22 protein-coding genes are annotated in these 20,147 nt (G+C 54.9%); 14 read left to right on the top strand and 8 right to left on the bottom strand.

Translation table 11 applies throughout. The features are described 5' to 3' along the window. The first annotated feature begins 13 nt into the window (after positions 1-13). From rbfA to CQ011_RS15640, 3 genes are all read left to right on the top strand, one after another. Entirely contained in the window at positions 14-448 is a 435-nt protein-coding gene (rbfA, locus tag CQ011_RS15650) for a 30S ribosome-binding factor RbfA (protein ID WP_105678641.1), read from the top strand. A 200-nt stretch (positions 449-648) separates the two neighbouring features. Next, a complete protein-coding gene (locus CQ011_RS15645) occupies positions 649-1,095 on the top strand; it encodes a YdeI/OmpD-associated family protein (protein WP_105678640.1) in 447 nt (148 codons plus the stop codon). Between the two features lie 28 nt (positions 1,096-1,123). Beyond that, positions 1,124-1,621: a GNAT family N-acetyltransferase gene (locus CQ011_RS15640; RefSeq protein ID WP_286161228.1), complete on the top strand. Its 498-nt coding sequence runs from the start codon at positions 1,124-1,126 to the stop codon at positions 1,619-1,621. A 70-nt stretch (positions 1,622-1,691) separates the two neighbouring features. On the opposite strand, the gene CQ011_RS18095 is transcribed toward CQ011_RS15640, so the two are convergent. The 3 genes from CQ011_RS18095 to CQ011_RS15625 form a co-directional block, all read right to left on the bottom strand. Further along, positions 1,692-3,500 carry a cytochrome b/b6 domain-containing protein gene (locus tag CQ011_RS18095; RefSeq protein ID WP_286161227.1) on the bottom strand — a complete coding sequence of 603 codons (1,809 nt, stop codon included), beginning with the start codon at positions 3,498-3,500 and terminating at the stop codon, positions 1,692-1,694. 79 nt (positions 3,501-3,579) lie between these two features. Beyond that, a complete protein-coding gene (locus tag CQ011_RS15630; RefSeq protein ID WP_105678639.1) occupies positions 3,580-4,572 on the bottom strand; it encodes an electron transfer flavoprotein subunit alpha/FixB family protein in 993 nt (330 codons plus the stop codon). Between the two features lie 68 nt (positions 4,573-4,640). Continuing rightward, positions 4,641-5,420, bottom strand: coding sequence for an electron transfer flavoprotein subunit beta/FixA family protein (locus CQ011_RS15625; protein ID WP_105678638.1), 780 nt, complete (start codon positions 5,418-5,420; stop codon positions 4,641-4,643). A gap of 366 nt (positions 5,421-5,786) precedes the next feature. Between CQ011_RS15625 and CQ011_RS15620 the strand changes: the two genes are divergently transcribed. After that, a complete protein-coding gene (locus CQ011_RS15620) occupies positions 5,787-6,383 on the top strand; it encodes a class I SAM-dependent methyltransferase (RefSeq protein ID WP_105678637.1) in 597 nt (198 codons plus the stop codon). Between the two features lie 198 nt (positions 6,384-6,581). Here CQ011_RS15620 and CQ011_RS15615 read toward each other — a convergent pair whose 3' ends face one another. After that, complete coding sequence (locus CQ011_RS15615; protein ID WP_105678636.1) at positions 6,582-7,010, bottom strand: hypothetical protein; 429 nt, start codon at positions 7,008-7,010, stop codon at positions 6,582-6,584. A 220-nt stretch (positions 7,011-7,230) separates the two neighbouring features. Between CQ011_RS15615 and truB the strand changes: the two genes are divergently transcribed. From truB to CQ011_RS15570, 9 genes are all read left to right on the top strand, one after another. Continuing rightward, a complete protein-coding gene (gene truB / locus CQ011_RS15610) occupies positions 7,231-8,157 on the top strand; it encodes a tRNA pseudouridine(55) synthase TruB (protein WP_286161226.1) in 927 nt (308 codons plus the stop codon). A gap of 36 nt (positions 8,158-8,193) precedes the next feature. Continuing rightward, complete coding sequence (locus CQ011_RS15605) at positions 8,194-8,571, top strand: hypothetical protein (protein ID WP_105678635.1); 378 nt, start codon at positions 8,194-8,196, stop codon at positions 8,569-8,571. Next, positions 8,568-9,038, top strand: coding sequence for a hypothetical protein (locus CQ011_RS15600; RefSeq protein WP_181148160.1), 471 nt, complete (start codon positions 8,568-8,570; stop codon positions 9,036-9,038). The genes CQ011_RS15605 and CQ011_RS15600 overlap by 4 nt, the downstream gene beginning before the upstream one ends. A 62-nt stretch (positions 9,039-9,100) precedes the next feature. Beyond that, a complete protein-coding gene (locus CQ011_RS15595) occupies positions 9,101-10,054 on the top strand; it encodes a bifunctional riboflavin kinase/FAD synthetase (RefSeq protein WP_105678634.1) in 954 nt (317 codons plus the stop codon). Positions 10,055-10,057: 3 nt separating this feature from the next. Then, positions 10,058-10,846 carry a class I SAM-dependent methyltransferase gene (locus CQ011_RS15590; protein WP_105678633.1) on the top strand — a complete coding sequence of 263 codons (789 nt, stop codon included), beginning with the start codon at positions 10,058-10,060 and terminating at the stop codon, positions 10,844-10,846. A gap of 107 nt (positions 10,847-10,953) precedes the next feature. Beyond that, positions 10,954-11,223, top strand: a complete 270-nt coding sequence (gene rpsO / locus CQ011_RS15585; protein WP_105678632.1) for a 30S ribosomal protein S15 — start codon at positions 10,954-10,956, stop codon at positions 11,221-11,223. Positions 11,224-11,475: 252 nt separating this feature from the next. Next, a complete protein-coding gene (locus tag CQ011_RS15580; RefSeq protein WP_105678631.1) occupies positions 11,476-12,573 on the top strand; it encodes a pyridoxal-phosphate-dependent aminotransferase family protein in 1,098 nt (365 codons plus the stop codon). Between the two features lie 76 nt (positions 12,574-12,649). Then, positions 12,650-14,035, top strand: a complete 1,386-nt coding sequence (locus CQ011_RS15575; RefSeq protein ID WP_105678630.1) for a plasmid pRiA4b ORF-3 family protein — start codon at positions 12,650-12,652, stop codon at positions 14,033-14,035. Between the two features lie 217 nt (positions 14,036-14,252). Continuing rightward, a complete protein-coding gene (locus tag CQ011_RS15570) occupies positions 14,253-14,693 on the top strand; it encodes a DUF4282 domain-containing protein (protein ID WP_105678629.1) in 441 nt (146 codons plus the stop codon). Between the two features lie 84 nt (positions 14,694-14,777). Here the strand turns inward: CQ011_RS15570 and CQ011_RS15565 are convergent, their stop codons facing one another. The 4 genes from CQ011_RS15565 to CQ011_RS15550 are packed head-to-tail and all read right to left on the bottom strand — an operon-like array spanning position 14,778 to position 18,312. After that, positions 14,778-15,179: a universal stress protein gene (locus tag CQ011_RS15565; RefSeq protein WP_105678628.1), complete on the bottom strand. Its 402-nt coding sequence runs from the start codon at positions 15,177-15,179 to the stop codon at positions 14,778-14,780. Next, positions 15,179-16,798: a tripartite tricarboxylate transporter permease gene (locus CQ011_RS15560; RefSeq protein WP_105678627.1), complete on the bottom strand. Its 1,620-nt coding sequence runs from the start codon at positions 16,796-16,798 to the stop codon at positions 15,179-15,181. The genes CQ011_RS15565 and CQ011_RS15560 overlap by 1 nt, the downstream gene beginning before the upstream one ends. Next, positions 16,799-17,302: a tripartite tricarboxylate transporter TctB family protein gene (locus CQ011_RS15555; protein ID WP_105678626.1), complete on the bottom strand. Its 504-nt coding sequence runs from the start codon at positions 17,300-17,302 to the stop codon at positions 16,799-16,801. Then, positions 17,299-18,312: a Bug family tripartite tricarboxylate transporter substrate binding protein gene (locus tag CQ011_RS15550; RefSeq protein ID WP_105678772.1), complete on the bottom strand. Its 1,014-nt coding sequence runs from the start codon at positions 18,310-18,312 to the stop codon at positions 17,299-17,301. The genes CQ011_RS15555 and CQ011_RS15550 overlap by 4 nt, the downstream gene beginning before the upstream one ends. Before the next feature lie 219 nt (positions 18,313-18,531). Between CQ011_RS15550 and CQ011_RS15545 the strand changes: the two genes are divergently transcribed. Continuing rightward, on the top strand, positions 18,532-20,139 hold the full coding sequence (locus CQ011_RS15545; RefSeq protein ID WP_353616177.1) for a sensor histidine kinase: 1,608 nt from the start codon (positions 18,532-18,534) through the stop codon (positions 20,137-20,139). Positions 20,140-20,147: the final 8 nt, after the last annotated feature.

Genomic DNA, 20,147 nt, shown 5'->3' with positions numbered 1-20,147 from the left:
TTAGGAGAGAACCATGGCTGATTCAGCCCGCGCGGCCCGCCTGGCCAAGCGCGTGCAGGTCCTCATGGCCCAGTCGCTGCGCACCGTCATCAAAGATGAGCGCATCGACAACGTGACCGTGACCGACGCACGCGTCACCAACGACCTGCAGCACGCCACCGTGTACTACACGGTATTCGGCGAGGGCGAGATCAAGGCAGAAATTGCCGAGATCTTGGCCAAGCGAACCGGCGCACTGCGCAAGGAACTTGGACGTAACCTGACCATCCGGTTGACCCCCACCCTGACCTTCGTGGCAGATGAGATTCCAGAGAATGCTTCGCAGCTGGATGAACTGCTGGCCGTGGCCCGGGAAAAGGACGCCGCGGTCGCTTCGCTACGTGAAGGTAAGTCCTTCGCTGGCGACGCAGATCCATACAAGAAGGACGAAGACGAAGAAGAAGCCTAAGGGCTTGTGAACGTTTAGTCTGAACACCAACGCCTCGGGCGGTGCGCACAATGTGCGTGCTACCCGGGGCGTTTGTTGGTTTCAACTGGTACGCGAATTACACTCACAGCGAAGCTGAATCTGCTGTTTACCACTAGTCACCTCTCAGTTCCTGAGATAGCGTGGGCTCACACCGTAGGCTCCGATCAAAGGTAAAGCTCATGCCAGAATTCACTACGACCCTCGTAGCAGCTAGCGGTAACAACGTGGGAATCGTTGTGCCCGATGACATCGTGTTTGGATTTGGCCGCGGCAAACGCGTCCCGGTAACGGTACAAATCAATGGGGACTACACCTACCGAAATACCATTGCCTCCATGGCAGGGCAGTTTCTGGTCTCGTTCAACTCAGAGACTCGTGAGGCTACCGGCAAAGGTGCAGGAGATGAGATTACGGTGCAGTTGGAGCTTGATGAAGAACCACGCACCGTTGAGGTCCCCGAGCCACTAGCCGTGCTGCTATCGGCTGAACCCGAGCTTGCCGATGCCTGGAACAAGCTTTCCTACAGCAAGCAACGCGGCCACGTTGATCCGATTATCAGCGCGCGCGGCGAAGACACGAGGACCCGTCGGGTAGAAAAAGTCATCAAGTCACTGCGTAGCGAATAATTTCCTTGAGTCACAGGCAAGTCTGGAGGTGAGTGGAATTTATGCGGCAAGTAAAAACCAGAGATCGTTTGACCTACGCCAGGCAGAAGAGGCTGACTTTGAACCGATCGCTGAACTATGCCGAGCCGGCGGACTACTACCTTGGGCGCCAGCATCATTAGCATCCGGTGAAACCAAAACCGTACAGGTGGCGGTGCACAATTCACAGATCGTTGGATTAGCTAAGACTCATTGGCATGCGCAGGCCGAGGGGATTGCACCGGCCGGACACTACCTCGGAGGCATTATTGTGCATCCGAGCTGGCGACGGCAGGGGATCGGAACGCAGCTAACGGCCGCACGGCTTCGGTGGATAGGTCAACGCGCTAAGAACGCGTACTACTTCACCAACGAACAGAATGAGGCCTCCAGAGCGCTACACGCGAGTCTCGGGTTTGAATGGCTCGCAGAAGCCGAAGAAATCCGTTCAGTACGCGCGGATGACGGGGCATCCAAGCTCCTGCTGTTCGAAGCGGAACTTGGCTAGCTAGTAAAAAACAAAAGGCGCCTGCCGAACTTTCCAGAGAAAGTTTGGCAGGCCCCTGATCTAGTGAAACTTAGTTTTTGGAAATCTTGCCCGTCGCTGAGGCTACCGGCAACAAGAACATTGGCTTCATGAAGATCCATGCGGCCGCGATAACCGCTACGGAAACTAAGAAGATCACCAGTCCCCAGGCATCGGTCGCATCACGGGAGCTATACATATGGTTCAGATTCTTCAAGGCACCGGTGGTCATTACCAGGAACACGTGAACCAGAATGAAGGCCGAGAAGAAGAGCATGACCGGGAAGTGAATCTTGCGGGCCACTTCAACCGGGTAGAACTTATTCAGTGCCTTCGGCTGTGTTGGCCACCAGCTGGACATGCGCACGCCGGTCAAGATTGCCAGTGGTGCGGCAATATAGATCACCAGGAAGTAGGAGACCATCTGCAACGCGTTGTAGTGGATCCATCCGTTCTCCACAGGCCAATTGAGCGAAGCGTACTGCAGCGCACCTGAGAGCATATTTGGGAAGATATCCCAGCTGGTTGGGACCACACGCATCCACTGACCGGTGGCGGCCAAGAGAATCACGAAGATCACGCCGTTTACTACCCACAACACATCCAGTGCCTGGTGGGTCCAGATGCTCAGTGAGTATTTCTTTGGACTATTACCCTTCGGGGAGAACCACGAGTTGGGTTTCGGAGTCCACATGGCTGCCGGACGTTTTTCATGACGTACCTGCAAGCCCGTGCGAATGATCAACACAATAAAGAACATATTCAAGAAGTGCTGCCAACCGAGCCATCCAGGAATACCCGTGGGCGCCGAATCAGGCATGGTCGAATGACCATCATAGGTGCCAATGAAATCCTGGACCGGGCCAAGTAGGCGCAGGCCACGAGCCGCCAGTACTACTAGCAGTGCAACCAGCACCGCACCGATGATGAGCATCGCGGGCTTTACCCAAGGCTTCATCTTGATCGATGAAGCATCTTGCTTTGCTCCGCTCACCGGGGCCGTTGCTGGCTTGGCAGCAGCTGGGGACTCGGAGTGCGTCACTGGTGCTGCAATGTTCGCAGCCTTGTCCGGTGCCTGGGGCGCAGGAGCTTCTTCTGCCACCGGTTCGGCGACGGGTTTCATTGCCTTGGCCTCTTGCGAGGTTTCCGGCTGTTCGGTGGCCGTCGCTGCGACGACTGCTGGTTCGGACACCGGTTCTGCGACCTGTGGGGTCTGGTTGGATTCCTCGGTGGTTAGGTCCGCGGGGACAGCCACGGACTTGGTTGAGCCATCGCGCGGACGTAACGGTGTGTAGCCCTTCATCCGGTTCGCGACAATTGCAGCAGCCTTAGCATCGGGCGTTGCGACCACCGCGGCAGCTGGTGTGCTTTCCGAGTCACTGGATGCAGTCGCTGGCGCATGTACGACCGACGGAGCCACCTCAGTGGCTGAGTCCTTAGCAGGAGCCGGTGTCGTCGCGGCAGTAGCTGCTGCCACCGGGGCTGTTGCCACAGCCTTCGCTGCGACCCCGTCGCGCAGCCGCAACGGGGTGTAACCGGCCATACGCTGACGTGTTGAGTCGGTCTCTGGACGTGAAACTTCGCTCGCCGCTGCGGCGGGTTTGGTTTCCGCTGGAGCTACTGGAGCTACTGGAGCTACTGGAGCTACTGGAGCTACTGGCGCAGGCGCTTCAGCAGGCACGGTCTTCTGTACCGGTTCAGCCACCGCGGCTGGTGGGGCCTGCATTGGTACGGCTGCCGCGGCTGGCTCCGCGGCCGCAGGTTGTGTCGTGGGTATTTCTTTGGCACTGGCAGGTGCTTCGGGTTGCACACCGCCCTTGGTACGCAGGGGAGTGTAGCCTGCCATCCGTTGCTTGGTCATGATCGTTGAACCTCATCGCGTCGTCGTATCCGGCGGATCTTACGGGGCCGGAACCTACCTGAGTGGACAATGCCCACGATTATCCTTTGCGGGTACGAATCTCTTCGAGCAACTGCGGCACGACGGTGAACAGATCGCCCACCACACCAAAATCGGCGTGGTCAAAGATTGGCGCGTTTTCGTCCTTATCAATGGCGACAATGGTTTTGGCGGTCTGCATGCCTGCACGGTGCTGGATAGCACCGGAGATACCCAAGGAAATGTAGAGCTCGGGAGAGACAATGACTCCGGTCTGACCCACCTGAAGCTTCGGGGAAACATAACCGGAATCTACCGCTGCACGCGAAGCTCCGACGGCTGCACCGAAGTGGTCCGCGAGCTGTTCGACAATTTCAAACTTCTCGGCCGAACCTACGCCGCGTCCACCGGAAACGACAATCTTGGCGCTACGCAGGTCTGGGCGGCTGGCATCGGTCTGTACCGACTCAACCGAGCGGATCTGCGCGCCTTTAGAAACCTTAGGTAGTGCCGAAGGCTCAATGACGGTGATCTTCGGAGAAGCAACTGCTTCCGCTTTCAGGTCGGAGGCGCCTGGACGGATGGTAATAATCCGTGGCCCGCCTTCAACGGTGGATTCCGAGGTGACATCGCCACCAAAGATTGAGTGTGAAGCGATTGGTTCATCATCGGCCCAACGCACCGATACTGCATCGACGCATACTGCGCCTTCAACACGGATCGCCAAACGACCTGCGATGGTGCGTCCGATGGCGGTATTGGAGATGAGAATGGCGGCCGGTGAAGTCGTCTTGATGACCGAAGCCAATGCTGCGACATCTGCGGAGCCCAGTGCAAGCGCATCTAAATCGATGGGCAGGACCTGTACTTCGGCGGCACCCAGTTCGCCCAGCTTGGTCGCTAGTTGCTGTTCTTGGCCGGTGGCACAGACAGCAACGGCTACCGGAGTGCCGAACTGGGCAGCGGTGCCGAGTAGACCTGCGGTGGTGTTTTGGAGTGTTCCATCGGTTGCGACCTGAACGTGGACAACAACCGGCTGATTATTTTCTGACATGGGGTGAATTCTCCTGAGCAAGGATAAGTCGTGGGGGACTAAAAATTACGGAAGGCTGCGAGAGGGACTTAGATAAAGTGCTTCTCAGCCAAGAAATCGGCCAGCTGCTTTGCTGCCGTTCCGTCATCGGTAATCTTTGGACCAGCCACGCGCTCCGGACGGTCTTCGGCGGACACCATCACCGAACGGTAGTACGCGGATTCTGGTCCCGCTTCGATGCTTAGATCTGCCAGAGTCCAGGTTTCCAAAGGCTTAGTTTTTGCTGCGCGGATGCCCTTGAAGTTCGGGAAGCGAGGTTCCGCAGACTTCTCAGTGACGGAGACGACCGCAGGATAAGCCACGCTGAGCTTCATGGTTGCCTCGGAGAGCTGGCTTGAACCAGTCGCCTCGGTTGCACTGATCTCAAGTTCATCTGCGTAGGGCAGGAACGGGCGGTCCATTAGTTCAGCGATCATCGCCGGAACCATGCCACCCTTGCCGTCGGTGGATTCATTTCCGGCCAGGACTAGATCAACGTCGAGTTTTTCAAGGGCTGCTGCCAAAACTCGGGCGGTGGAGATCATGTCTGAGCCCGCGAGAGCCGGGTCAGAGATATGCACAGCTGAGTGCGCACCCATGGACAGTAGTCGGCGCAGTGCAAGGGCCGCTTTGTCTCCGCCCATGGCTACCGCGATAACCTCAACCTCGCCTAGTGACTTTTCGGCTTGTAACGCCACTTCGCAGGCACGCTCACAGATCTCGTCGGCAACTAGGTCCGCTGCTGCGCGGTCTAGCATTCCGGTTTGCAGGTCCAAGCGACGGCTCGACCACGTATCAGGTACCTGTTTGGTCAGGACGGCGATTTTCACGCTGGTCTCCTTCTGAGGGGTTCTGGTGATTGCCAAAATAATTCGGAGATTGTCCGCTGTTTTGGCGCAACGTTTCAAATGAAATTTTCTCGCATGGTGGGTGCAGTTAAGCAACGTCACCGACTAGGAAAAACTCTACATGCCTATCGCGTTCTCGTGGGGCGGGGCTCACATAGAAGGGGCAAATCGGTGGCAAAGCCGGAGGTACCGGTGATTTCTCTAGCGGGGACGTGCATTTTCTTAATCCAGTCAGATCAATACAACTTGGTGACGAGTGCTTAGCGCAGTCTGAAGATAGATCTTTGAATCTACGTAGCAACTAGTTTTTATCAACGCTAGGTCTGCCCGAGCGTTTAGAGTGAGGCCATGACCTTTGAATCGGTGAGGTTGGCCTACGGCGCCAGGGCTCTTGAATACGTCGAGGCAGTTGGTAGACGTGAACATATCGCGGACACGGATCTCGCATTGGTCACTGATTGGGCCAGCAGGCTCGAAGGAAAAGTGATCGACGTCGGCAGTGGTCCGGGTCAGTGGACGCAGTTCCTTGCTAGATTGGGAGCTGAAGTCGAAGGAGTCGAGCCGGTTCCCGAATTCCTCGCTATCGCTAAAGAGACTTACCCGAACGTAAAATTTCGTCAAGGTCGCGCTGAGCGACTGGATGTTCCGGCGCAAAGTTTAGGTGGGGTGCTCGCTTGGTACTCCCTGATTCATACGGAGCCTGAAAACCTGCATAAACCGCTCACTGAATTTGCCCGCGCATTGCGTCCTGGCGGTGGTTTGGCCCTCGGATTCTTTACTGGTACCAAACTAGATGCTTTTGACCATGCCGTCACCGTTGCTTACTGCTGGCCTATGGACCAATTAGTCGCCCAAATTGAGGAGGCTGGCTTCTCGGTGACCCATGTAGAAAGCCGAACAATAAGTCCTACGCGCACTCACGGTGCATTATTGGCAACTCGGTAATTAAAGAACGATACTCCCAGCGGTGCACGAACTCTCAGCTCTTGTTCAGCAGCAACGTCGTCAGTCATCTGCCTAGAACTTTTGCAACACCACGCGCTGATTAGGACCACCTGGACTTAGCCGCCGGCCTAGGTGCCAACAGACTTCAGCAAAAAGTGTTTCTTGCGCGGCCTGAAAAGAGCATAGTGTCTGCGTTCGTTAGGAACTACGAGGCAATTTCCTATTCAACTTGTTGATTAGCGGTCCGAAAAGCAAATACAGCACAAGTGCAACGCCCGCGCTGGTTAGCGCTAATTTATAGGTATCCATCACCAGATTGAAAAGCAGCACCAGCACTACAAAACTCAACAGTGACTGCAGAATCTCGATTCCCCATTTGCCGGAACCCTTGAACGTGCGAAGAACCAGTCTGTCGGTGATCTCGCCGGCGAGGAGCACGGTCAGCGTGAACACGACGGTGAGCAACGGAACCCAGCCCCACAGTCCGGCTTTGAGCTCACCAAGGACCGGTAGTGCCAAAGGAGTTAGGAAACCAAGGGCAACAGGCAGACCCGCAAAAAATACGCATCCTAAGAGCACAAGAATGAAGATGAACAATTCGGGTGTTTTTAGCTTGTTGTCTTGCAAGTTGTCCTAAGAAGTCGGTGGGTACTGAGCAATCCGAACTTATCGAGACGATGCTCAGGGGGCAACCTACTAACCCGATTGTCAGATGAGCCGAGACGACTTCGAAAATTCGAAATCCATCCGCCTAGAAGTAAAGCCGAGTTACCCACGGATTGAACGTGAGAACTGCATGACACGCATCACCGCAGGCGCCGCCTATATAACGCCTATACTGGTAGGCGTGAGTAAAGCCGGGCAGAACACCGAAGAGCAGGCCTCAGGCCTCGTATTAGTCGACAAAGATCAGGGGATGACCTCCCATGATGTGGTGGGCCGTATCCGCCGCCTCGCGGGAACCCGCAAGGTGGGCCATGCAGGCACCCTTGATCCAATGGCCACCGGTGTGCTGGTGATCGGGGTTAACAAAGCCACACGCTTACTCACCTATATCGTGGGACACGACAAAACTTATACCGCCACCATCCGTCTGGGACAGAACACCGTCACCGACGATGCCGAAGGCGACATCATCTCCGAGCGCATCGCCGCTGCGGTCACCGATGAAGATATCGAACGTGAGATTTCGAAGCTTCGCGGAGATATCGAACAAATCCCGAGCCAGGTCTCCGCCATCAAGGTCGACGGTAAGCGCTCCTACGCCCGCGTTCGCGCTGGTGAGCAGGTAGAGCTGAAGGCTCGCCCGGTGACCATTTCACGCTTTGACATCCACAAGATTCGCCGCGAAGTAGGTGGCAAGGTGCTAGATGTTGACGTAACCGTCTCCTGCACCTCAGGAACCTACATCCGTGCTCTGGCCCGAGACCTCGGCGAAGCACTGCACGTCGGCGGGCACCTCACTGCCTTGCGCCGCACCGAAGTGGGTCCGTACTCCATCGAAAAATCTAAGCGACTTGAAGAGCTCGCCGAAGAGTTCGAGGTACTTCCCTTGGAAAAAGCAGCCGGAGCACTTTTTGCCAACCGTCAATTGACCGAAGAAGAAGCAGCCGAGCTGTCCTTCGGGCGGACCATCACCGCATCCAAGAACGTCATGGATGAACCGGCAGATGGCCTCGTTGCCGCTTTCGCGCCAGACGGTGCCTTGGTTGCCCTCATTGCCGATAAGGGCGAAAAAGCCCGAGGGCAAATAGTCTTCACCGGAAAGCAGTAACTCACTTTTATTTGAGACTTTCAGAAAGGCTCAGCCTTGTTTGCCCTTAACGGCTTTTTCATTGCCGGCACAATTATTTGTGCGCTCGCCGTACTACTTGGCCTCATCGCTACCGTCATTCGGCGATACCCGGATGATTGGGCCTTAGTAGCCACCGCGGGTACCGAGTTATTCCTGATTGTCTACGCGGTCGCCGCCGGTATACGTCAGGTCGGGGGAGAAGCAATTCTCGGTGAGCCGTGGGAATTCTGGGGTTACCTACTGACTGCATTGATCATGCCACCCATTGCTTTCTTCTGGGCGGTGAGCGACAAGAGTCGTTGGGCCAACACCGTCTTAGCCGTTTCCGGAGCCATCACCTTCGTGATGCTTTTCCGTATGGAACAAATCTGGCATGTAGGAGTCATCGCATGAGCGAAAAACCACGTAATTCACGCATCATCCAAGCCGCCCAGGCTCGTGGCGTAAACAAGGCTCCGCGCCCCGCGCGTACCTCCGGGTTAGGTCGCATTATTATTGCGGTTTACGGGGTGCTGGCGCTTTCGGCGACAGTCCGAGCGCTGTATCAAATGTTCTTTCGTGACTTCCCTGAAGCGCCGTTAGCCTACACGCTGTCATTGTTATCTGGGCTGGTTTATATCTTGGCCACGTTCACCCTGGCTTCGAAGAAGCCGGGGGCATGGAAGCTATCGGTATTTGCCGTTAGCTTTGAACTTCTTGGTGTACTTGTAGTCGGCTTGCTGTCCTTCACCATGCCAACTCATTTTGGTCACGACTCCGTGTGGAGCTACTTTGGCAAGGGCTACGGTTACATACCGTTGTTGCTACCGATAGTCGGTCTGTGGTGGCTCTTCCGTAATCGTAATGAGCGTCACGCCTAAAGACGTGCAAGAATTACATCGGTAAACAATTTAGATTTCGTTGCAGAGTCAAAAGGAGCAAAGTGCACTATTGGAAGGGCCTCGACTCAGTCCCCGCGGACATGGCTCCCACTGTTGTCACCATCGGCAACTTCGACGGCGTCCATTTGGGGCACTGCGAAGTCCTCGACTCGGCAGTCACTCAGGCTAAAAAACGTTCGGCTAAATCGGTTGCCATCTCCTTCGATCCGCACCCGGCTCAGGTGCACCGTCCGGATTCTGCACCAGAACTCATCATGGGGATCGAAGACCGCGTGGACACGCTGGCCAGTGTTGGCTTAGATGCCACACTGATGATCCATTACACCCTTGAATTTGCGGATCAGAGCGCCGAAGAATTCGTGCGTTCAATCATCGTGGAGAAGCTGCATGCCGTAGCCGTGGTGGTTGGCCACGACGTACGTTTCGGCAAAGACAACTCCGGCGATTTTGACTACATGTGTGAGCTTGGAACAAAATACGGCTTTGAAGTAATCGGTGTACAAGACGTGGGTGACAAACGACGTTTGTCTTCCACCTGGGTTCGTGAAGAACTTGCTGCCGGCAACGTAGAAGCCGCCGCGGCAATTCTTGGCCGTCCACATCGGATGCGTGGCGAAGTTGTGCACGGCGCCGCCCGCGGACGCGAGCTAGGGTTCCCCACCGCTAATCTTGCTCCGGACGCAGCTGGAATTATCCCTGCCGATGGGGTGTACGCCGGATGGGTTATTGACGAGGCCGGCGTGCGCTGGCCAGCTGCCATCTCCGTAGGTTCCAATCCAACCTTCGAGGGTGTCTCACGCGTGGTTGAATCCCACGTCATTGACCGCCCCGAAGAAGGCTTTGAAGACTTTGACCTTTACGGTCAGCAGATCGTTGTGGAATTTACCGCGCACCTGCGCCCGATGGTTGCCTACCGTGGCATCGAAGCACTGGTTGAGCAGATGAATGATGACGTGGTGCAGGCGCGAAGCGTATTGGCCACCGAGTCCCACTAGGTTATGCCAGAAATTCCTGCACTACCCAAGCGTGCATTCACTATGAAGGCCGAGCGTCGCACTGATCTAGCTTCCGCATATGAAGTAGGAGCCAGAGACTACGACAGCATTCGCCCTGCTTACCCTCGTGAAGCACTCGAATTCTCTTTGGCCGGCAGTGCGGCCAAACTAGCCATCGATATAGGTTGTGGCTCAGGGATTTTCACTGCCCAACTAGTCGAAGCTGGGCTTGCAGTGTGGGCGGTGGACCCATCAGCGGATATGTTGAGCGTGCTCAAAGAACGCATGCCTCAAGTACGCACCGTATGTGCTTCGGGGGAGTCAACGGGGTTGCCCGAAGATAGTGCAGACCTCATCACCTACGCTCAAGCTTGGCACTGGGTGGACCCGCCGCTTGCAAGCGCCGAGGCCGCACGTTTGCTACATGATGAGGGCTCGTTGGTGCTGCTCTGGAATCAATTAGATGTACAGGTTCCCTGGGTTCACCGGTTAGCGCGCATCATGCACGCCGGAGATGTGCACCGCCCAGAGCTCGCTCCGCCGCTGGGTAAAGAATTCAGCACTCCAGAATCCGGGGTGTGGCATTGGTTCATGGAACTAGACCTTCACGGAATCTTGGAGCTGACCCGTTCGCGAAGCTACTATCGCCGTTCTAAAGAAGAAACCCGTACCAAGGTGGAAGAGAATCTTCGCTGGTATTGGTGTGAACACTTAGGCTATGCGGCCGAACAAATTGTCGAGGTGCCCTATCTCACTCATGCTTGGAGGGCGCGCCGACGGGTACGTCGGTGATATGATTGACGATGGTTCACGCTGCAGTCCGCGGTTGCGAAGAACCACCGTGAACGCCTCGGCGTACACACTGACTTATTAACGCGGTCCAACTCCAGGAGTTTGTTATGGCATTAGATGCCGCAGTAAAGAATGAAATCATCAAGGCTTACGCCACCCACGAGGGTGACACCGGTTCGCCTGAGGTTCAGGTTGCAGTCATGTCCCGTCGTATCAAGGACCTGACCGAGCACCTGAAGCAGCACAAGCATGACCACCACACCCGCCGTGGCCTAATGGCTCTGGTCGGTCGTCGTCGTCGTATGCTCGGCTACCTCAAGAACACCGACATCGAGCGCTACCGTGCGCTGATCGAGCGTTTGGGCCTACGCAAGTAGTCTCACGCTTCGGTGTGAAAATCCCCGTTTCCCTTCGTTGGGAGACGGGGATTTTTTGGGTCTATTGGGAAAGACTAGTGCAACGCTACGGCCTAGAAACTGCGAGTTATGCAGATTTTAGATGCACGGGTAACGATTTTCCGTTTCCTCGAATGACGAATAATTCTGCTGTGTGAAATTCTACTTTCGTTTATATCCGAATTGGGGATAGGCTGAAGGAGATTTCAGTACCTACAAGGAGAGCGAGTAGTCATGAGCGCGACTGTTCTGCAACGTCATTTGTTCGGCCCTGGTCCATGTAACCCTTACCCAGAAGCAACTGCCGCGCTGGGCCTGCCTCTGCTAGGACACCTGGACCTAGAATTTATCGCACGCATGGACCGTGTAGGCGACGGGCTCCGAACCTTGTGGGGTACCAAGAATTCACGCACCTTGCCGCTGAGTGCTACCGGTTCCGCCGGTATGGAAGCCGCATTCGTTAACACCATTAACCCCGGTGATGTCGCGGTGATCGCCATCAACGGACTGTTTGGCGAGCGGATGTGCGAGGTTGCCTCACGTGTCGGTGCAGAAGTAGTTCGTGTGGATCATGAATACGGAACTCCAATTGACGCCGAGCGCGTAGCCGCGGCGCACCCGAACCCAACGGTTATTGCCGGCGTGCACGCCGAGACCAGCACCGGTGTAGTTTCTGACATTGCTGCTCTGGGCGCTATCAAGGGTGATGCATTACTGATCACTGACGCAGTGACCTCCGTTGGCGGTATGCCAGTGTTGGCCGATGAGTGGGGCATTGACATTGGTTATGCCGGAACACAGAAATGCATCGGTGTGGCCCCGGGCCTTGCGCCATTCACCATCTCGGATCGTGCCTTCGAACGTCGTGTGCAGAAACCACAGTCATGGTACTTAGATCTTGGACTACTCGGCGGCTATGCAACCGGTAACACCGGTGGCGGACGCACCTACCACCACACCGCACCAGTGGCCATGGTGGCTTCGCTTGAAGCCGGTATCGATCGAATTCTTGCCGAAGGCTTAGACGCGGTCACCAAGCGTCACCAAGAAGCGGGCAAATCCTTGCAGGACGGTATCGAAGCAATGGGCTTGGAACTGTTTGCCGCCGAAGGTTACCGTCTGCCACAGCTGACTACAGTGAAGGTTCCAGAAGGTGTGGACTCGGCAAAGGTCCGGGCCTACTTGTTGGAGCGTTTTAACATCGAAATCGGTGGGGGCGTTGGTCAATACGCAAACACCGTATGGCGGATCGGTTTGATGGGACCAAACGCTAATCCTTCCTCGGTGGCACTGATCCTTGCGTCATTGAAGGAAGCCATCGATAAGGCCTAAGTAGGTCAAGTTATAGATTCTAGAGGTCGTGGCGAGTGTCTAAGTTTTAGGCCGCCACGGCCTCTAGACTCGTTTTATGAGTAATGTTCTTACCCTTCACAAAATGCTGACCCTTCGAATTGAGCTGGTCGGCTCCGAGCCAGTTATTTGGCGCAGAGTTGAGCTCGAAGATAGCGTCGCACTCGATGAAGTCGGTTTAGCGGTGCAAATTGCTATGGGGTGGGAGCATGCTCATATGCAGGCCTTTACGAACCTCGGTCCATACACGGAACTCGGTTCGGGCTCGGTCATCAAATGGTATGACGAGCAAATGCGCGCCGAGAGCGGCGACGGAGAATCCTTAGAAGATACCACCCTGGGACAGGCGCTTCGGGTTGCAAATGATGAACTCTATTTTGAGTACGATTTTGGTGATGGCTGGATCCATCGAATCAGTGTTGAGTCTCGACGTGAGCAGAAGCCTGAAGATTCTAAATATAAAGTCTTGGATGGTCAGTTACGCGCTCCATTGGAAGACAGCGGGGGACTGGGTGGCTGGTCTAACAAGCTAGAGATATATCGCTCCACAGCACGTAGTGACGAAGACGAAGAAACCGTGGAGTGGATGAAGTGGCGCGGGGGACCCTGGAAAACGTTTGATCCAGATACCTTCGACATTGATTTTGCTAACGCGCGACTGAAACTACTTGCGGACGGATTCATCGGTGCTAACGCGGCGGGGCAATGGGCCGACCGATTTCACGAGGGAATTCGGCAGTACCTGTCCTTAGTGTTTGCACATTGCCAAATTGGACTTGAGCCTACCGGCGAAGAAATCCCGGAATGGTTTGTCGAGCTTCTCCAGCCGTTTACTGTCTTGGTTGAACTGTGCACGGATCAAGGAGTCACTCTGACCAAAGCCGATTGGATGCCCCCAACGATGATTGCCGAATTGATGACTCGTTGCGATTTGAACGGGATCGACTACGAACGGGGCAAGGTGAAACGGGAAGTTGATCTGCCCACCATTTCAAATATGCGTGAAGTAGTTACCAAGCTTCGGCTGATCCGAAAGTACAAGGGCAAACTCATCGCTACAAAGCTTGGAGCTTCACTGATCCAAGATCCACTAACGATGGTTCGTTATATCCTCAAGGAACTGCGCTCTGTGGTGACGAAGGACGTAGAAGTTGATGCGACATTTTCGGAGTGGCTACTCTGCGCCGGTGGCTATAACTTGGACGGGTATAGGAAAGCTACAACAGGGGCGAAAAAGTTCGTTCATGTATCCGAGGTTCTTGAAAACTTTGGCTACTGGGACCCGAACCTTCGCACCCCCATTTCCACGGACAGCTATATCCCTAGAACGGAACTGTGGCATGTGATCGAACGGCTCATGGATTTCAAGTACTCGAACTCCGATAATCGTCAGGCGATTTACGACAGGCGTCAGGAAATTTCGCGATTCATTCTGGAAGCCTAATTTCTCCTGCATGCCATGATTTTCATGTTGTGCCAAGTTTCCTTGGGCCCTTATGATCTGCGAAGAGGATCATTCCAATAGTTGGTTGAACCTCGCAGTTAAGTTGTCGTTCACTAAGCTCAACTGAAAATAGTTTGTCATGTTTCAGGATATTCTCTCAGGTTTACGATAGCCTCGAACAGGTCAGTCGCATCCCCAAGAGAAAGGTGATTGAACATTGAAAGCACTATTCGATTTTGGTTTCCGCAAATTTGTCACGCCCTCCATCATTAAGATTATCTACGTTCTGATTATGATCATGTTGGTAGTGGGCTATATTGCCTTCACCGTCATGGCCTTTGCGAACGACGTCATGTTTGGCATCTTTGTGCTACTCATTCTTGGCCCACTATTTACGCTGATTTACCTCGCGTTGGCACGTGCCAGCTTGGAATCGCTTATCGCGCAGATCCGAACTGCAGAGAACACCTCGGAGCTCGTGCGTTTGGCTGGTGGCACTCCTCCGAGTGAACAACAATTCGGCGAAGTCCCTCCACACCCAGCCGGGCCAACGAACCCACAGGTTCGCCCCGCGGCTCAGACGGACCCGACACGTCCGGTGAATCGTCAGAATCCAGAAGGTGGCGACACCCCACCTGAGAACCCTTACAAGCAGTAGCGCTGAGTGATATTTAGCAATAAAAAACTGAAGCCGGGTGTGCAAGAGAATTTCTTGCACACCCGGCTTCAGTTCTAATTATCTCTACCAGGCGCCGTCGGCCTTCACCGAGAGGACTGGACAACCTGCCTGCATCAGGATGCGTTGCGCGGTGCTGCCCATGATGAATTTTCCGACCGTGGTTCGTTTTCGCAAACCGATCACGATGAGCTGGGCTCGTTGCGCTTGGGCAACTCGTAATACCTCATCTGCAGCATCATGACCTTGTGCGGAGCGTTCGATCCAGAAATCTAACCCCGCCGAGGTCAGGCGTTCTTCGAGGAGGTGAAATTCTCGGGCATCAATCAGTCGATCATCGACCAATGCGTCGCCCTTGGAGGAGTTCACCACCACAAGCTTCACCTTCGCACGTTGTGCCTCGACGATTGCCTGTTCTAACGCTGCTTCTCCTTGTGGAGTGGGCAGATATCCAACAACAACTGTCATTACTTGTCCTTTCCATCCAGATCGTCTTCGGCCGAATGGCGTCCGCTCGATGGCTGCTGAGAATCGACTTTATCCAGTTCGTCTTCGCTGATCATTCCACCTGCTGCGAGGCCCGCGGTGAGCTCGGAAGAGCCACCACGTGATTTGCGAAGGATCGAGAGGACCAATGGGACGAGCAACAGAATGGCAATAATGATGTACACCGTGACTGCTACTGGTTCGCTCCACAGACCTGAAATCTCGCCGGCACTGAGCTGGAATGATTTACGTAGTTGCTGCTCGGCCATTGGACCAATAATCACACCGAGAATCAGTGGAAGAATCGGCAAACCGAAACGGCGAAGTGCAAAGCCGAGAATACCAATCAACAGCAACAACCATAGATCTGCGGTCTGCATGTTGACAGAGAACGCGCCCAAGGTGGCGAAGAACAGGATCCCTGCGTACAAGAATGGACGCGGGATTTTCAACAGCTTGGCCCAGACTGGCGCCAAAGGCAGGTTGATCAGCAGCAGCAAGGTGTTGCCAATAAACAGGCTGGCAATCAGTGTCCAAACCAAGGCCGGTTCATTTTCAAAGAGCAGCGGACCTGGCTGAATGCCCTTCATGGTCAAGAAGGCCAGCATCACCGCAGCAGTGGCATTGGTTGGTAGACCAAGTGCAAGCATCGGAGTGAGGGTACCGGCAGCTGATGCATTGTTTGCAGCTTCAGGACCTGCAACTCCTTCGATAGCACCATGACCGAATTCTTCAGGGTGCTTTGAAAGCTTCTTTTCCGTCACGTAGGACAAGAAGGTGGGTACCTCTGCGCCACCGGCTGGAAGTGCGCCGAATGGGAATCCATACGCGGTACCGCGCAGCCAAGGCTTCCACGAACGCTTCCAGTCTTCCTTACCCATCCAAGGGCGGCCTACTGGAATGGTGCGTGATGGATTGCTTCGTAGGTGAGCGGCAATCCAGAGTGCCTCGCCGATGGCAAAAATAGCAACGGCGACCACTACGATATCTAAACCATCAACCAAAGGCGCAAAGCCGAAGGTCAGACGGCTCTGTCCGGAAACCGGATCCATGCCAACCAAACCAATGGCCAGACCAAGACCCAGGGCAGCGAAGCCACGAATCTTAGAAGCGCCGAGAACCGCGGTTACGGTGATCAATGCCAAGACCATGATGGCGAAGTAACTTGGTGCGCCAAGGCTGACCGCAAACTTCACCACGATCGGTGCGAAACCGACCAACAGCGCGGTGCCGATGGTGCCCGCAACGAATGAACCAATGGCGGCGGTAGCTAGCGCTTGGGCTGCACGACCGTTCTTGGCCATCTTGTGGCCTTCAATGGCGGTGATCACCGTTGAAGACTCACCCGGAGTGTTGAGCAGGATCGAGGTGGTTGAGCCACCGTACATGCCGCCGTAGTAAATACCGGCAAACATGATCAGGGCACTGGAAGTTTCCATGCCGTAGGTGACGGGAAGCAACAGCGCAACTGCCATCGCCGGCCCAATACCTGGCAAGACACCCACCGCGGTACCGAGGATCACGCCAACGAGCGCGAACAACAAATTGATAGGTGTTAGTGCAGAGGCAAAGCCATCCATGAGGAGACTAAGAGTTTCCATTTACAGCACCCCCGAGAGAATTCCGGCGGGAAGTTTGATTCCCAAACCTAGATAGAAGCCGTAGAACGTACCAAAAGCCATAGCTATGGAGATGAGGGCCGTCAATACATATCGGCGACTTCCCAATGCCACTGCTGAGCCAAAGAACAAGATAGTTCCTGAGATAACCCAGCCGGCGGTGTTGATCAATAAAATATTGATCACAAATGCTGCCAGCAATGGTAGAAGGACCTTCCAGTCTGAGGGCTGGCTCAGATCAACGTCTTCACCTTCTTCGCCCTCCGCCAGGTTTCCGCGCAGAACGGTAATGGCCAGGGCAATGGATGACAGAATCAGAATCCCAGAGACCGCGTAGGGCAGAGCCTTAGGGCCCACCACATCGGCTTGGGAGTACGTCACATGAAGCTGCGACGCATCAACGAACACAATGATTCCCACCAGAAAAAGAAACGCGGCGAACAGGAGTTCGACGCGCTTCTTCTTCACTGTGGTTACTTCGCTCACGCCAGACCCAGGGTCTTGAGTACGCTTGCTACGCGCTCATCCTGCTCGGTAAGGAATGCTGAGAAATCGTCACCGGTCATGAACGCATCGGTCCAACCGTTGGTCTTCAATGCTTCCTTCCACTCCGCGGACTCGTGCATCTTGGTGATGGCATCGGTCCACTTCGCATTATCAGCATCTGAGATCTCCGGTGGGGCTACTAGTCCGCGCCAGTTGGAGAAGATTAGATCAATGTTGGATTCCTTCAGAGTTGGAGAATCCACACCTTCCAGACGCTTTTCGCCACTGGTAGCCAGCACGCGAACCGAGCCCTCTTCGATCTGCTGCATGTATTCGCCAGCGCCGGAGGCTGCGAATGCGAGCTTGTTGCCCAAGATGGCTGGAAGAAGATCGCCACCGCCGTCGTAGGAAACGAAGTTCACCTGCTTAGGATCGATGCCCACTGCTTCTGCTAGCTGCATTGGCAACAGGTGATCCGGACCGCCTGGTGAGGAGCCGCCACCGACCGAGAGCTTTCCTGGATCTTTCTTCCAGGCAGCGACTAGGTCGTCAATGGTCTTGTATGGGGAGTCTTTGGAGACCATGATGGCGCCTGGCTCTTCGATGAGCTTGGCAATGGGGGTGGTTTCGGTGAGTTTGGCATCTGATTCGTTGGTGTAGCTAGCGCCCACTACGCCAAGCCCCATCAACATGGCCAAATCGCCGTTGCCCTTTTCATTGACCAGTCGTGCAAGACCTACGGTGCCGCCAGCACCGGCAAGGTTGAAGACTTCCAAGTTTGCTGCGATGTCAGCATCATCCATGACCTTGGCTGCCACACGAGCGGTGGTGTCGTAACCGCCGCCTGGGGTGTTAGGGACCATGATGCGCAGATCCTTCAGCGGGCCACTTTCGGCGCTGGGGGAAGTGCTGGAATCGGAACCGGAGCTGGTGACGCCACAACCGGTTAGGGTCAGCGCGGCGGCAGCGGCAACTGCTGCCATGACGCGCATGGATTTGAAGGTTTTCATTGATTCAGCCTCTTTGCTTTCATCGGGTGCGAATAATTCAACCCTAAGCGCAGGGGTGAAGCAGGTCACTCTTGCGTACGCAAAGAAAATACTGTTCATTGTGTAACCAAAAATCGTGATCTGCTTCATATAAATTGTCTGTAAAGTTGCCAGTTGCACGGGTACACCCGTGACAATGAAATGTTCGGTGATATCAAAACGTAGGCAAGAGGTGGGGCAGTGCGGGCGATCAAGGCATGGTTCGGCAAAATGTTTCCCAACCGAATCTCACTGGCAGCGCAGTACCTCGTCCTACAACTGCTGATCATTGCCGTAGTGCTTACCGGTGTCGTGGTGGTTTCCGCAACTCAAGCAACAAATAATTTTGAGCAAGAAGAAGGCCGGCGCAGTCTTGCGGCAGCAGAATCACTGGCCGCTAACCCACTGATGCGCGTCATGCTTCCGGGCGCCGAACCAGAAATGGGCTCTGCGCTACCAGCCATGGCGGAATCGGTACGAAGCACCTCTGGACTGCAGTTCGTCGCCGTCGCTGACCCGCAAGGCGAGGTGATCACCTCTAGTTTCCCTGACGATGTAGGAACCTCGATTCTTCATCCGCAATCTCAGGTAATAGAAGGTCGAGGGTGGACCGGAGATATCTGGCGCAACGGAAATCATGTGCTGATCGCACAAGTTCCGGTTCTAGACGATGAGGGGACAATGGTCGGGATTGTCAGCGCCGGACAAAAATATCCTTCAACGCAAGCGGTGATCCGCGAGATCGCACCCAGCGCCCTATTTACGCTCTTGGTATCCGTGCTCTTGGGAACGGTCGGCTCCGTACTTCTCTCCAGAAGAGTGAAACATCAAACTCGTGGCATGGAACCTCGGGAAATCTCAGAACTCTTCGAGCACCGCGAGGCCCTGCTCCACGGGGTCAAAGAAGGAATCGTTTCCATTTCCCCCGACCAACGAGTGATGCTGGCCAACGACATTGCTATTGAACTACTGCAGCTACCCAATGACTGTGTAGGGCAAACACTGGAACAGCTAAAGGTCGCACCGCAGGTGACCCGTGCATTGACCACCAAACAGAATCACCCAGACCGTCAATTCCTCGTTGCCGAGAAAGTCCTTGTCTTCAACCGCATGCCGGTGGCTGTCGCCGGACGCGACCTCGGTTCGGTCACCACCTTTCGTGACCGAACCGAGCTAACTCTCTTAGAACAAGAGCTAGGCGACAGTAAAGCAACCTCGGACATGTTGCGGGCACAGACTCACGAATTCGCCAACCAGCTACATGCCATCTCGGGGCTGATCCAGCTAGGTGAATATGATGAAGTAGTGGGGTTCATTGATGGGGTGAGCTTCAGCCGGAGCAAACTCTTTGAAGATGTTGCGGCTAGGATCAACGAACCGACGATTGCTGCGCTCTTGATCGCTAAGGCCAGTGTGGCTACGGAGCGGGGGATCAAGCTAAGCGTCGCCGAGAATTCACATCTTGGACGTAATGATGAGCAACTAGCACGAGACCTCACCACGGTCATCGGCAACCTCGTAGATAACGCGATAGATGCGGTATCAGCAGTGACTCAACCGCACATCGAGCTACGCATCGAAGAATCCGAAACCCACGTCATCGTTCAGGTAAGCGATAATGGATCAGGGATAGATGACGCGGCAATCAATGAGATCTTTACTCAAGGATTCTCAACCAAAGACACCACAGTATCCGGCGGAAGAGGATTTGGACTGGCACTAACCAGACTAGTCTGCCGGCGGCGCGCAGGAGACGTGCAAGCCATCAACGCTGATGGCGCACAATTCACCGCCACACTCAGGAAGTAGGGAATAAC

The sequence above is a fragment of the Arthrobacter sp. MYb213 genome (genome assembly GCF_002979915.1).
Classification (GTDB): Bacteria; Actinomycetota; Actinomycetes; order Actinomycetales; family Micrococcaceae; genus Glutamicibacter.
Note: the sequence above shows the minus strand (reverse complement) of the source record. Positions and strands in the feature narration are given on the sequence as shown.